Here is a 12,607-nt window from a genome sequence, read left to right on the forward strand (position 1 = left end):
CGAGTTCTGAAATGCCCGCACCTCCGCTCCGCCTCGGCGTCAATATCGATCACGTCGCAACCGTGCGTAACGCGCGCGGCGGCCGCCATCCCGATCCGGTGCGCGCCGCGCTGCTCGCGATCGAGGCCGGCGCCGACGGCATCACCGCACATTTGCGCGAGGACCGCCGGCACATCCGCGACGAGGACATGGCGCGCCTGAAGGCGGAGATCTCCAAGCCGCTCAATTTCGAGATGGCCGCGACGGACGACATGATGCGGATCTCGCTCGCCACCAAGCCGCACGCGGTGTGCCTGGTGCCGGAGCGGCGCCAGGAGGTGACGACCGAAGGCGGGTTGGACGTGGTCGGCCAGCACAACGCGCTCGCGCCCTATATCGCGCGGCTGAGCGAGGCCGGCATCCGCGTCTCGCTGTTCATTGCGGCCGATCCCGCCCAGATCGAGATGGCGGCACGGCTGCGCGCCCCCGTGATCGAGATCCACACCGGTGCCTGGTGCGATGCCGTCGTCGACGGCCACACCGACAAGGCCGAGGCCGAATGGCAGCGGATCGTGGCCGGGGTGAAGCTGGCGAAGGACGCCGAACTTGAGGTTCACGCCGGCCACGGGTTGGACTATGCGACGGCGGAGAAGATCGCGAGCTTGCCCGAAATCATGGAGCTGAACATCGGCTATTACATGATCGGCGAGGCGCTGTTCGTGGGGCTGGCCGAGACCGTGCGCAGCATGCGCGCGGCGATGGATCGTGGCCGGAGCCGGGCATGATCATCGGCATCGGCTCCGACCTGATCGACATCACCCGCGTCGCCAAGGTGATCGAGCGCCACGGCGAGCGTTTTCTCGACCGAATCTTCACCGCGGCCGAGCGGGCCAAGGCGGAACGGCGCGCCAAGAACGAGAAGATGGTGGTGGCGACCTACGCCAAGCGCTTCGCCGCCAAGGAGGCCTGCTCCAAGGCACTCGGCACCGGCATCAGGCGCGGCGTCTGGTGGCGCGACATGGGGGTGGTCAACCTGCCGGGCGGGCGGCCGACCATGCAGCTGACCGGCGGCGCGCTGGCGCGGCTCCAGGCCCTGACGCCGGAGGGGTTCGAGGCGCGGATCGACCTTTCGATCACCGACGACTGGCCGCTGGCGCAGGCCTTTGTCGTCATTTCCGCCGTCCCGCTGCCGAAACCTTGATCGCGGCTCGGGCGTTTTGTGTTTTTCTTTGTAAATCAATATCTTAATCAGTTTTGATGCGATCCTTGATTGCGTGGCCTCCGACAACCGTCTAAAAGTCCGCGAACGCAAATCAGCCTGGGCGAATTCGGCTTTACGCCGGAATTGGCCCTCACTATCAGAATCAGGACAATCTCCTTGCGCCGCGAACCGGTGGGCCGTTCGCGGGAGGAGGGCGCTCTATGATCGCCGGCCGGAATTGAGAGAGCAATGAGCGTGACTTCGGGAACGAAAACTGAGAGCGGCGTCGGCGAAACGATCCGGGTCGTCATTCATGCTCTCCTGATCGCGCTCGTGATCCGCACCTTCCTGTTTCAGCCCTTCAACATCCCGTCCGGCTCGATGAAGGCGACGCTGCTGGTCGGCGACTATCTGTTCGTCTCGAAATATTCCTACGGCTACAGCCATTATTCGATTCCGTTCTCGCCGCCGCTGTTCTCCGGGCGGATCTGGGGCTCGGACCCCGCTCGTGGCGACATCGTCGTGTTTCGCCTGCCGAAGGACGATTCCACCGACTACATCAAGCGCGTGATCGGGCTTCCTGGCGACCGTGTCCAGATGCGGGACGGGCTGCTCTACATCAACGATACGCCCGTCGAGCGGCAGCGCATGAGCGAATATGTCGGCGAGGACCCTTGCGGCTCGGAAGGCGGCGGCATCTCCCGGGTGAAGCGCTGGAAGGAGACGCTGCCGAACGGCGTGTCCTATGAGACGCTGGATTGCGCCGACAACGGCTACATGGACAACACCAACGTCTACACCGTCCCGGCCGGCCACTTCTTCATGATGGGTGACAACCGCGACAACTCCACCGATAGCCGCTTTCTCGGCCAGGTCGGCTACGTCCCGCAGGAGCACTTGATCGGCCGCGCCCAGATGATCTTCTTCTCCATCGCTGAAGGCGAGCACGCCTGGATGCTCTGGCGCTGGCCGTGGGCGGTGCGCTGGAATCGGTTCTTCAAAATCGTCCGATGAAAGACGAAGCCAAGGACATCGCGATCCAACCGACCGAGGCGCAAGCCGCTCCCGAGGGCGAAGCTGCGGCGAAGGCGCCTGCCAAGAAGAAACGGCCGCGGAGCAGCAAGGCCAAGGGCACGAATGCCAACGCGGCGCTCGAGGCGCGGATCGGCCACAGCTTCGCCGATCCAAATATGCTGATGCAGGCGATCACGCATGTCTCGGCCCTGAAGTCCGGGCGCAAGCGAGGCGACAGCTATCAGCGGCTGGAATTCCTCGGCGACCACGTGCTCGGGCTCGTCGTCTCCGACATGCTGTATCACGCCTTCCCGAACGCAGATGAGGGCGAGCTGTCCAAGCGGCTTGCCGAGCTCGTGCGCAAGGAGAGCTGCGCGGACGTCGCCAAGTCGCTCGGTCTCGTCGACGACATCAAGCTGGGCTCGGTCGGCTCCAGTGCCGATGCCCGCCTGCGCAAATCCATCCTCGGCGACATCTGCGAGGCCGTGATCGGCGCCATCTACCTCGACGGCGGCCATGCGGCGGCAGCTGAATTCGTCAAGCGCAACTGGACCGAGCGGATGCACAAGCCGCGCCGGCCCTTGCGCGATCCCAAGACCGTGCTGCAGGAATGGGCGCAAGGCAAGGGACTGCCGACGCCTGTCTATCGCGAGGTCGAGCGCACCGGCCCGCATCACGATCCGCAGTTCCGTGTCGCCGTCGATCTGCCGGGCCTGGCCCCGGCCGAGGGTATCGGCGGCAGCAAGCGCGCGGCAGAGAAAGTGGCAGCGTCAGTGATGATCGAACGCGAAGGCGTCGGCGGCAGCAATGACGGTTGAAGCAAGCGGCGGGGCACCCGGCGCGACGCGCTGCGGCTTCGTCGCGCTGATCGGCGCCCCGAATGTCGGCAAGTCGACGCTGGTCAACGCGCTGGTCGGCGCCAAGGTCACGATCGTCTCGCGCAAGGTGCAGACCACGCGCGCGCTGATCCGCGGCATCGTCATCGAGAACAACGCGCAAATCATCCTGGTCGACACGCCCGGCATCTTCTCGCCCAAGCGCCGGCTCGACCGCGCCATGGTCTCGACCGCCTGGAGCGGGGCGCATGATGCCGATCTGGTCTCCGTGCTGCTCGATGCGAAGACCGGGATCGACGAGGAGGCGGAGGCGATCCTCGCCAAGGCCGCCAGCGTCAATCACGACAAGATCCTCGTCATCAACAAGGTCGATCTGGTCCAGCGCGAGAAGCTGTTGGCGCTGGCGCAGGCCGCCAACGAGCGCATGACGTTCGCAAGGACCTTCATGATTTCGGCGATCTCGGGCGATGGCGTCGACGACATCCGCAAGACGCTCGCGGACATGGTGCCGCCGGGTCCGTTCCTCTACCCCGAGGACCAGATGTCGGACGCGCCGATGCGGCAGCTGGCGGCCGAGATCACCCGCGAGAAGATCTATCAGAAGCTGCACCAGGAATTGCCGTACCAGTCCACGGTCGAGACCGACAAGTGGGAGGAGCGCAAGGATCATTCGGTGCGGATCGAGCAGACGATCTACGTCGAGCGCGAAAGCCAGCGCAAGATCGTGCTCGGCAAGGGCGGCGCCACCATCAAGTCGATCGGCGCCGACTCGCGGAAAGAGCTGATGCAGATCCTGGACATGCCGGTGCACCTGTTCCTTTTCGTCAAGGTACGCGAGAACTGGGGCGACGATCCCGATCGCTATCGCGAGATGGGCCTGGACTTCCCAAAAGAATAGCCAAGAATAGATCGGCATTCGATGAGCCTACCTACCAACGTCCAGCGCTTCGAAGCGCTGCTCTATGCATCGTTGATGCTGGACGCCTTGTCCGTTGCGGTGCAGGACCGCACGCCCAATGCCGAGCTGACCGAGCAGGTGATCATGACGAGGACGTTAACGGGAGGGGTCATGATCCTGCTCTTCGTCTATCTCGTCTGGCTGGCTGCGCATGGGCGCAAGAACTGGCCGCGCTTGTTGTTGACGGTCGCGCAGGCACTGTCGGTGATCGGGCTTGCCCGGATCATAGCCCAAAACGGCTTGGAGCTCGACAGCGCCATTGAGATCGTCTCCTGCGTGCTGACGACGCTGGGCCTGTGTTTCTCCTTCACCGGCGATGCGAAGGGCTGGTTCAACGCCTGAGGCGTTACGACCGGTAGGCGTGGAAGATGACGACCGCGCTCACGACGATGGCCCAGACGACGAAGCCCACGATCACGCCGAGCGCTGGGGACAGTGTCATCCGGCCTTCGACCGGGCGCCTGATCTGCAAGAGGCCTGTCCAGCCGATCCGGCTCAAGCTTTCCGGGAATTCGACAGTGATCCTGCCGAAGGTGGTTACGAATAGCAGCGCCAGTGCAGTGAAATAGAAAACGGTCGGCAAGGCCGCCCAGACAACCCAGAACACCAATTCGAGAACGAGCGCGATCAAGTCGAAAATGATGCTGGCCATCGTAATCCGGGCGTGTCCGAACTTCTGCATAAAGGCATATCCCGCTATACTTAGCACATGGAATGGACCGACGAAGGCATCGTGCTGGGTGTCCGGCGGCATGGCGAATCAAGCGCCATCGTCGAGCTGTTGACGCGCGCGCATGGCCGGCATCTCGGCCTCGTCCGCGGTGGCGCCGGCTCGCGGATGCGGCCGCTGCTGCAGCCGGGGAACAGCGTCAGTGCGGTGTGGCGGGCGCGGCTCGACGAGCATCTGGGCACTTATACGATCGAGGGATTGAAGCTGCGCGCGGCCACGCTGCTGGCATCGTCCCACGGCGTCTACGGCGTCACCCATCTCGCCTCGATCGCGCGGCTGTTGCCGGAGCGCGATCCGCACGAAGAGATCTTTGCGCTGCTCGAACATGCGCTCGATGATTTCGACGACATCGGCAGCGCCGCCGTGCACCTGATCCATTTCGAGCTGGCGATGCTCGCCGAGCTGGGTTTCGGCCTGGCGCTGGACAATTGTGCGGTGACCGGCGAGACCACGGACCTGATCTATGTCTCGCCGAAGTCCGGCGGCGCGGTATCCCGCGGCGCAGGCGAGCCGTGGCGCGACCGGCTATTGCGCCTGCCGCCGTTCCTGCGCCAGGGCGAAACCGCCAGCGATCTCACCGAGCAGGACCTCCAGGACGGCTTCCGGCTCACCGGCCTGTTCCTGCTGCGCCACGTGCTGGAGCCGCGCGGCCAGGGCCATTCCGACGCGCGGGCCGGCTTCATCAACGCTTTGGTGCGGCAGCAGGCGAGGGCGGCGATCCCCGTGCCATGACGTAACGGCTGCCCAGCCTTGCGTAGCAGCATGCATGTCGTGGAACAAAATCGGCCGGAGCGGGATTGGCGCTAAGGTTCCATATCGGGGGACAGCCCAAATGTTCATCAGAGGATTCGCCTTGTCCGCGACGCTGCTTGCATTCGCGCCCGACGCCATGGCCGGCGAGCCGCAGCCCGGGGGGTTTCGCCGGGCCTCGTGCACGGTGGTGCGGTACTATGTGGCGAAATATTCCGCTGCCGCCGCAGAGACATGGGCGCGGTCCAAGGGGGCAACCGATGCCGAGATCGAGACCGCCCGCCGTTGCCTGACCAATGCGCCGGCGCCTGCGCAAACACCTGGTCCGGCCCCAACCCAGACCGTCACAGCTGGCTGGGCAGGCTAGTACGCCGCCCACAGGGAACCATTCGATCCTTGCCCGATTCGCTTCCACGGTTTAACCGGGCGGCATGGGAAAACGAATCGTTCCGCCGGAAGAACCGGCTGAAATCCACGAGGTGCCGCTGCGTGAGGCGCTGGAAGAGCGCTATCTCGCTTATGCCCTCTCCACCATCATGCACCGTGCGCTGCCGGACGCGCGCGACGGCCTGAAGCCGGTGCACCGGCGCATCCTCTACGGCATGCGCCTGCTCAGGCTTGACCCCGGCACGGCCTTCAAGAAATCGGCCAAGATCGTCGGCGACGTGATGGGCTCGTTCCATCCGCACGGCGACCAGGCGATCTACGACGCCATGGTGCGCCTCGCGCAGGATTTCTCCTCGCGCTATCCGCTGGTCGACGGCCAGGGTAATTTTGGCAATATCGACGGCGATAACCCCGCCGCCTATCGTTACACCGAAGCGCGCATGACCGACGTCGCGCGGCTTCTGCTCGAGGGCATCGACGAGGACGGCGTCGAATTCCGCGCCAATTACGACGGCCAGTCGAAAGAGCCCATCGTGCTGCCGGGCGGTTTCCCGAACCTGCTCGCCAACGGCGCACAGGGCATCGCGGTCGGCATGGCGACCTCGATCCCGCCGCACAACGCCGCCGAGCTGTGCGATGCCGCGCTGCACCTGATCGAGAAGCCCGACGCGAAGTCGAAGGCGCTGTTGAAGTGGGTCAAGGGTCCGGATTTCCCGACCGGCGGCATCATCGTCGATTCCAAGCACGCGATCGCCGAGGCCTACACCACCGGCCGCGGCTCGTTCCGCGTCCGGGCGCGGTGGACGCAGGAGGAGGGCGCGCGCGGTACCTGGGCCGTCGTGGTCACCGAGATCCCATTCCTGGTGCAGAAGTCGCGGCTGATTGAGAAGGTCGCCGAGCTGCTCGACCAGAAGAAGCTGCCGCTGGTCGGCGACATCAGGGACGAGTCGGCCGAAGACGTCCGCATCGTGATCGAGCCAAAGTCGAAGAACGTCGATCCGGCCCTGATGATGGAATCGCTGTTCCGCCTCACCGAGCTCGAAAACAAGATTCCGCTGAACCTCAACGTCCTGATCAAGGGGCGCATTCCCAAGGTCGTGGGGCTCGCGGAGTGCTTGCGCGAATGGCTCGACCATCTGCGCGACGTGCTGATCCGCCGCAGCAACTATCGCAAGGCGCAGATCGAGCATCGGCTGGAAGTGCTCGGCGGCTTCCTGATCGCCTATCTGAACATCGACAAGGTGATCAGGATCATCCGCACCGAGGATGAGCCGAAGCCCGAGCTGATGAAGGTGTTCAAGCTCACCGAGGTACAGGCGGAAGCCATCCTCAACATGCGCCTGCGCTCCTTGCGCAAGCTCGAGGAGATGGAGATCCGTACCGAGGACAAGAACCTCCGCGCCGAGCTCAAGGGCATCAATGCGGTGCTCGCCTCCGAGCCCGAGCAGTGGAAGAAGGTCGGCGAGCAGGTCGGCAAGGTCCGAGATATGTTCGGACCGAAGACGCCGCTCGGCAAGCGTCGCACCACCTTTGCGGATGCGCCGGAGCACGACCTCGCCGCGATCGAGGAGGCCTTCGTCGAGCGCGAGCCGGTGACGGTGGTCGTCTCCGACAAGGGCTGGATCCGCACCATGAAGGGGCATGTCGAGGATCTCTCGGGCCTTGCCTTCAAGCAGGACGACAAGCTCGGCTTCGCCTTCTTCGCCGAGACGACCTCGAAGCTGCTGTTGTTCGCCACCAACGGCAAGTTCTACTCGCTCGACGTTGCGAAGCTGCCGGGCGGCCGCGGCCATGGCGAGCCGATCCGCCTGTTCATCGACCTCGAGCAGGAGGCCGCGCCCGTCGCGCTGTTCGTCAACAAGGGTGGCCGCAAATTCCTGGTCGCCAGCCACGAGGGCCAGGGTTTTGTGGTCAACGAGGACGATTGCGTCGGCACCACCAAGAAGGGCAAGCAGGTCCTCAACGTGGACATGCCAAACGAGGCCCGCGCGATCACCGAGGTGACGGGCGACACCGTCGCCGTCATCGGCGAGAACCGCAAGATGCTGGTCTTCCCGCTCGACCAGGTACCGGAAATGGCCCGCGGCCGCGGCGTGCGCCTGCAGAAATACAAGGACGGCGGCCTGTCCGACGTTGCGGTATTCGACGCCAAGGCGGGCCTGACCTGGAAGGATTCCGCAGGACGCGAATTCTCCGCGACCATGAAGGAGCTGGCGGAGTGGCAAGGCACCCGCGCCGACGCCGGCCGCCTGCCGCCGAAGGGTTTCCCGAAGTCGAACAAGTTCGGCCGGGGCATCGGGTAGGGCACTCTGGTGTCCCGGACGCGCTGCAACGCATCTTGCGTTGCTGCGCAGAGCCGGGACCCACGCTGCACGGATTGCTCGGCGACATGGGCCCCGGCTCAGCAGCGCACCGTCGAAGTGACGCTGCGCTGCGTCCGGGGCACGAGAGTGTTGTGCACTCTGCTTCCCCACCATCATTGCAAGCGCAGCGAAGCAATCCAGAATCCCCCCGCGGAGACACTCTGGATTGCTTCGCTGCGCTCGCAATGAAAAGGTGCGATAGCGCCGCTCTCCAACTTAAAAGTGTGAATCCTGCAGACGCGTGGCAGCTAGCTATGAGCGCATACGTGCGGGCACGAACATTGCTTTTTCCTGGCGACTGCAAACGGCTGGTCAAAAGGCAAAAACACTCCAATGTTCAAACTGAAGGCTTTCATTCCCGCGCTGTTCGGCCTTGCGCTGGCGGCGGCGCCCGCGCATGCGGTGGGCAATCTCGTCGCGGTGCTCGAGGCGGAGATCGTCACGCTCGATCCGCATTTCTCCACGGCCTATATTTCGCGCACGTTCGGCTACATGGTGTTCGACACGCTGTTTGCGAAGGATGCCAAGGGCGACATCAAGCCGCAAATGGTGCAGGACTGGAAGGTCTCGCCCGATGGCTTGACTTATACATTCACGCTGCGCGATGGCCTCAAATGGCATGACGGCCAGCCGGTCACATCAGCCGATTGCGTGGCGTCGCTGCGCCGCTGGGGCACCCGCAGCGCGCTCGGCCGCCGCATTTTCGCGATCACGGCGTCGCTCGAGCCGGTCGATGCGAAAACCTTCGTGCTGACGCTGAAGGAGCCGTCCGGGCTCGTCATCGACGCGCTCGGCAATCCCGTCAGCCCGGTCGCTTTCATGATGCCCGAGCGCATCGCGAAGACGCCCGGCGACCAGTGCATCACCGAGATCGTCGGCTCCGGCCCGTTCGTCTACAGCAAGGCCGACCACCGTACCGGCGACCGCATGATCCTGAAGAAGTTCGGCGACTATGTGCCGCGTCCCGAGCCCGCGGACTTCCTGGCCGGCGGCAAGCGCGTCAATGTCGACACGCTCGAGGTCCGCGTCATTCCCGATGGTGCGACTGCCGCCTCTGCGCTGCAGGCCGGCGAAATCGATTTCATGCAGTACGCGCCGTTCGATCTGCTGCCGCAGCTGGAGAAGAACACGCGCGTCAAGCTCGTCAACTTCACCGGCGGCAACATGTTCGCCGGCGCCTACCGTCTCAACGCGGCCTCGAAGCCGTTCGATGATCCAGAAATCCGCCGCGTGCTGTGGAAGCTGGTCGACCAGCGCGAAGTGCTGGATGCGCTCGGGCTCGACGCCAAATACGCCACCCCTTGCGCGACCTACTTCACCTGCGGCACCACATACGAGAGCAAGGCTGGCACGGAAGCCGCCGCAAAGCCTTCGATCGAAGCGGCGAAGGCTGCACTGAAGGCGACCAAATATGCCGGCGAGCCCGTCATCGTGATGCAGGCCAACGATCTCGAAGCCCCGCGCGTTTCGGCGCAGGTGCTCGCCGAGCGGCTGAAGGCGGCCGGCTTCAATGTCGATCTGCAGGTGATGGACTGGGCGAGCGTGCTGGCGCGCCGCGCCAAGAAGGAGGGCTGGAGCGTCTATGGCGTTCACGCCGGCGGCTTTGACCTCGGCTCGCCGCTGACCAATGTCATGGTCGCCTTCAACTGTGCCGACTTCACCGGCTGGCAATGCGATGCGCGTATCACCCCTCTGATGGAAGCCTTCGCCAAGGCGCCGGCCGAGGCGGACCGGAAGAAGATCGCGGGCGAGATCCAGGCCGTCATGTACGATCAGGCGCCCGGAATCCCGTGGGGCCAGTTCGCGCAGCCGGCCGCCTATCGCGCGACTTTGCGCGGTCTGATACCGTCCGCCATCCCGGTGTTCTGGAACGTTGAGAAGTAGCGCGATGCACGATGTCATTGTTGTCGGCGGCGGCTCCGCCGGCGCCGCCGTGGCCGCAAGGCTCTCCGAAGATCCCGCACGGCGGGTCCTGCTGCTCGAAGCGGGGCTCGATTGGCGCGCCGACGAGGCGCCCTGGGAGGTGAGGACGCCGAATCCGATCCCGATCATCCACAAGCGCGAGTACCAGGAGAAATGGCAATGGCCCGATCTTCTGACGCGCCGCGTCGCGGGGCAGGAGCCGCGCTTCTACTGGCGCGGCAAGGGGCTCGGCGGCTCATCGATGATGAACGGCCAGATCGCGCTCCGCGGCGTTGCCGATGCGTTCGACGAATGGGCGGCCAATGGCTGCACCGGCTGGTCGGCGAAAGAGGTGATGCCGCTGTTCTCGGTGATCGAGGACGATCTGGAATTCGGCGATGCCGCTGGCCACGGCCGCGGCGGGCCGCTGCCGGTCTACCGCGCGCCTCTGGAAAAGTGGGGTCCGATCGACCGCGGCTTGCGCGATGCGGCGCTGGCGAGCGGCTATCCCTGGTGCGCCGACGTCAATGGTCCGGACGGCGAGGGCGTTGCGTGCTACCCCATCAACAGCCGCAACTTGCGCCGCATCACCACCAACGAGGGCTATCTCGAGCCCGCGCGCGGGCGCGCCAACCTGGAGATCCGCGGGCATGCGCTGGTCGATCGCGTGCTGATCAGCGACGGACGGGCGACCGGCGTCCGCGTTCATGTCGAGGGGCAGGGCACCCACGAGATCAGCGCACGCCAGATCGTGCTGTGCGCCGGCGCCATCCACAGTCCGGCAATCCTGCTGCGCTCGGGCATCGGGCCGGCCGAGGAGTTGAAGGCAATGGGGATTGCGGTCGCGCGCGATCTGCCGGTCGGCCGCCACTTCTTCGATCACCCACTGTTTCGCGCCACGATCCAGCTCCGGGACGAGCTTCGTCCCACCGATCCCGATACGCGCCACACCAATTGCTGCGTGACCTATTCCTCGGGCCTCGCCAATGGCGGCAAGCGTGACATGATCCTGATCGCCTTCAATCATCGCGGCATCGGGAACCCCGGAGCGATTGGCGCGGGGCTGTTCAACGCCTATTCGCGCGGGACGCTCAAGCTGGCCTCGACCGACCCTGCAATCGATCCGGTCGTCGAGGAGAACATGCTGGCCGATCCGCGCGCTGCGCATGATCGATGCGGTGAAACGCCTCGCGGTCATCACGTCGCAGCCGGCGCTGTCCGGCATCGCCAACTGGATCAGGCTCGCTGACACGGATCTGACGCTGCCGCAGGCCGCCAGCCTGCCCGATCACGAGCTCGAAGCGGTGCTGCGCCGCGAGACCGGCGACATCCAGCATGCCGCCGGCAGCTGCCGCATGAGCGGCGGGAACGACCCCGATGGCGTGGTCAACCCCGACGGCACCGTGAAAGGGATCAGCGGCCTTCGCGTCGCCGACGCCTCGATCATGCCGTCCGATTGCCGCGCCAACACGCACTTCACGACGGTGGTGATCGGGGAAGCGATCGCGCGGATGATGATGCGGTAGCCGGCAGCCGGGATTCAAGACGCATTGTGTTGAGTCATGCCTGCGTCGCGGAAGATGGACGAGTGGCGGGACCTAGACTCAATTCAACGTTGCGCAACATCGTTCCTACGAACGTCGGAAGCCTCCGACGAATATCATCAGGAACGTTTGCGCGCGGCTTCGATTGGCATGTCATCGTCAATCGGAGTTTGAACAATGCGAAAGACAATCTTCTCAGTAGCCATGTGTGCGTTGCTTGCTGGCGCGTCGATCGGGTTCGCCCATGCGCAGGCGGGCGGAGGTGCCGGAGGCGGGGCAGGCGCAGGTGGAGCGGGCGGCGCGGGTGCGGGCGCTAGCGCCGGGGCCGGAGGAACCAGCGGCGGAACGAGCGGCGCGGCGGGTGGAACAGGAGCGGGCGATGCAGGTACCGGCAGTTCGACGGGATCCAGCGTAGGCGCCGGCGGCGGCAGTGGCGCGGGTTCCGGCCAGGGCGGTCCTCAGACCATCCGTCCGGGCGGCACAAACGATCCAACCCGACGCTAACAAACGTCGGCGCTTATACGTGAAGCTTATACGTGAAGCTTATACATGAATAAGGGAAGGCTGCTGAGTTCGACTCAGCAGCTTTCCCGCGGCATCAGCGAGCCGGCCCAAGGTGGAACGGGTCTATGGACTGAACAAGCTGCGGAGAAACCGCTCCTTTTCGCCGGGCGCGTAACCTTGAGAAGCGCCGAAATAAGGTTCAGTGGCGCCAGGATAAGCTGAGGTTTCCGGCGGCGGCGCGTAGGCGAAGCCCGAAGCTGGACCGGACGGGACCATACCCTGACCGGAATGGACAATCGCGTGCCGCCGGTGTGGATGACGCGGCTGTGCGGCGTCGGCAGCGCCGACCAAGGTGATCAGAAAACTCAAAGCCAGAATGAAACGCATCGCTGTTTCTCCAAACCCCCTGCTTAGGTGGCGTTCGGCCGCGGCGTTCCAA

12 protein-coding genes and 1 pseudogene are annotated in these 12,607 nt (G+C 64.9%); 11 read left to right on the forward strand and 2 right to left on the reverse strand.

Annotated features, from left to right (window positions below):
- The first annotated feature begins 11 nt into the window (after positions 1 to 11).
- The 6 genes from ABIA45_RS06470 to ABIA45_RS06495 all read left to right on the forward strand — a co-directional run bounded on the left by ABIA45_RS06470 (position 12) and on the right by ABIA45_RS06495 (position 4,330).
- Complete coding sequence (locus tag ABIA45_RS06470; RefSeq protein WP_157287360.1) at positions 12 to 764, forward strand: pyridoxine 5'-phosphate synthase; 753 nt, start codon at positions 12 to 14, stop codon at positions 762 to 764.
- Positions 761 to 1,180: a holo-ACP synthase gene (gene acpS / locus ABIA45_RS06475; RefSeq protein WP_025036721.1), complete on the forward strand. Its 420-nt coding sequence runs from the start codon at positions 761 to 763 to the stop codon at positions 1,178 to 1,180. The genes ABIA45_RS06470 and acpS overlap by 4 nt, the downstream gene beginning before the upstream one ends.
- Before the next feature lie 249 nt (positions 1,181 to 1,429).
- Positions 1,430 to 2,194, forward strand: coding sequence for a signal peptidase I (gene lepB, locus ABIA45_RS06480; RefSeq protein WP_036015031.1), 765 nt, complete (start codon positions 1,430 to 1,432; stop codon positions 2,192 to 2,194).
- On the forward strand, positions 2,191 to 3,012 hold the full coding sequence (gene rnc, locus ABIA45_RS06485; RefSeq protein WP_271538101.1) for a ribonuclease III: 822 nt from the start codon (positions 2,191 to 2,193) through the stop codon (positions 3,010 to 3,012). Before lepB ends, rnc begins: the two co-directional genes overlap by 4 nt.
- The gene (era, locus tag ABIA45_RS06490; protein WP_404651424.1) at positions 3,002 to 3,928 is read left to right on the forward strand and encodes a GTPase Era; all 927 of its coding nucleotides are present in this window, start codon (positions 3,002 to 3,004) and stop codon (positions 3,926 to 3,928) included. The genes rnc and era overlap by 11 nt, the downstream gene beginning before the upstream one ends.
- A 21-nt stretch (positions 3,929 to 3,949) precedes the next feature.
- Entirely contained in the window at positions 3,950 to 4,330 is a 381-nt protein-coding gene (locus ABIA45_RS06495) for a hypothetical protein (protein ID WP_275510117.1), read from the forward strand.
- A 4-nt stretch (positions 4,331 to 4,334) separates the two neighbouring features.
- Here ABIA45_RS06495 and ABIA45_RS06500 read toward each other — a convergent pair whose 3' ends face one another.
- A complete protein-coding gene (locus ABIA45_RS06500) occupies positions 4,335 to 4,742 on the reverse strand; it encodes a hypothetical protein (protein ID WP_404546460.1) in 408 nt (135 codons plus the stop codon).
- On the opposite strand from ABIA45_RS06500, the gene recO reads away from it, so the two are divergent.
- From recO to ABIA45_RS06525, 5 genes and pseudogenes are all read left to right on the forward strand, one after another.
- Positions 4,698 to 5,450 carry a DNA repair protein RecO gene (recO, locus tag ABIA45_RS06505; RefSeq protein ID WP_404651426.1) on the forward strand — a complete coding sequence of 251 codons (753 nt, stop codon included), beginning with the start codon at positions 4,698 to 4,700 and terminating at the stop codon, positions 5,448 to 5,450. The two genes, ABIA45_RS06500 and recO, sit on opposite strands and share 45 nt — an antisense overlap.
- A 100-nt stretch (positions 5,451 to 5,550) precedes the next feature.
- Entirely contained in the window at positions 5,551 to 5,835 is a 285-nt protein-coding gene (locus ABIA45_RS06510) for a hypothetical protein (RefSeq protein ID WP_404651427.1), read from the forward strand.
- Positions 5,836 to 5,899: 64 nt separating this feature from the next.
- Positions 5,900 to 8,158, forward strand: coding sequence for a DNA topoisomerase IV subunit A (parC, locus tag ABIA45_RS06515; RefSeq protein ID WP_404651429.1), 2,259 nt, complete (start codon positions 5,900 to 5,902; stop codon positions 8,156 to 8,158).
- 393 nt (positions 8,159 to 8,551) lie between these two features.
- Entirely contained in the window at positions 8,552 to 10,102 is a 1,551-nt protein-coding gene (locus tag ABIA45_RS06520) for an ABC transporter substrate-binding protein (RefSeq protein ID WP_404651430.1), read from the forward strand.
- A gap of 4 nt (positions 10,103 to 10,106) precedes the next feature.
- Positions 10,107 to 11,646, forward strand: a pseudogene (locus ABIA45_RS06525) (GMC family oxidoreductase).
- 645 nt (positions 11,647 to 12,291) lie between these two features.
- On the opposite strand, the gene ABIA45_RS06530 reads toward ABIA45_RS06525, so the two are convergent.
- Positions 12,292 to 12,555: a hypothetical protein gene (locus ABIA45_RS06530; protein ID WP_157287369.1), complete on the reverse strand. Its 264-nt coding sequence runs from the start codon at positions 12,553 to 12,555 to the stop codon at positions 12,292 to 12,294.
- Between the last annotated feature and the right edge of the window lie 52 nt (positions 12,556 to 12,607).

The sequence above is a fragment of the Bradyrhizobium sp. USDA 336 genome, from assembly GCF_044908355.1.
GTDB classification, from domain to species: domain Bacteria; phylum Pseudomonadota; class Alphaproteobacteria; order Rhizobiales; family Xanthobacteraceae; genus Bradyrhizobium; species Bradyrhizobium yuanmingense.

Bases quoted from the DNA above. Each gene is read 5' to 3' on its own strand.
- parC (WP_404651429.1), top strand. From the start codon at position 5,900: ATGGGAAAACGAATCGTTCCGCCGGAAGAACCGGCTGAAATCCACGAG.
- ABIA45_RS06495 (WP_275510117.1), top strand. From the start codon at position 3,950: ATGAGCCTACCTACCAACGTCCAGCGCTTCGAAGCGCTGCTCTATGCA.
- acpS (WP_025036721.1), top strand. From the start codon at position 761: ATGATCATCGGCATCGGCTCCGACCTGATCGACATCACCCGCGTCGCC.
- ABIA45_RS06520 (WP_404651430.1), top strand. From the start codon at position 8,552: ATGTTCAAACTGAAGGCTTTCATTCCCGCGCTGTTCGGCCTTGCGCTG.
- rnc (WP_271538101.1), top strand. From the start codon at position 2,191: ATGAAAGACGAAGCCAAGGACATCGCGATCCAACCGACCGAGGCGCAA.
- ABIA45_RS06510 (WP_404651427.1), top strand. From the start codon at position 5,551: ATGTTCATCAGAGGATTCGCCTTGTCCGCGACGCTGCTTGCATTCGCG.
- ABIA45_RS06500 (WP_404546460.1), bottom strand. From the start codon at position 4,742: ATGCCGCCGGACACCCAGCACGATGCCTTCGTCGGTCCATTCCATGTG.
- ABIA45_RS06530 (WP_157287369.1), bottom strand. From the start codon at position 12,555: ATGCGTTTCATTCTGGCTTTGAGTTTTCTGATCACCTTGGTCGGCGCT.
- era (WP_404651424.1), top strand. From the start codon at position 3,002: ATGACGGTTGAAGCAAGCGGCGGGGCACCCGGCGCGACGCGCTGCGGC.
- ABIA45_RS06470 (WP_157287360.1), top strand. From the start codon at position 12: ATGCCCGCACCTCCGCTCCGCCTCGGCGTCAATATCGATCACGTCGCA.
- lepB (WP_036015031.1), top strand. From the start codon at position 1,430: ATGAGCGTGACTTCGGGAACGAAAACTGAGAGCGGCGTCGGCGAAACG.
- recO (WP_404651426.1), top strand. From the start codon at position 4,698: ATGGAATGGACCGACGAAGGCATCGTGCTGGGTGTCCGGCGGCATGGC.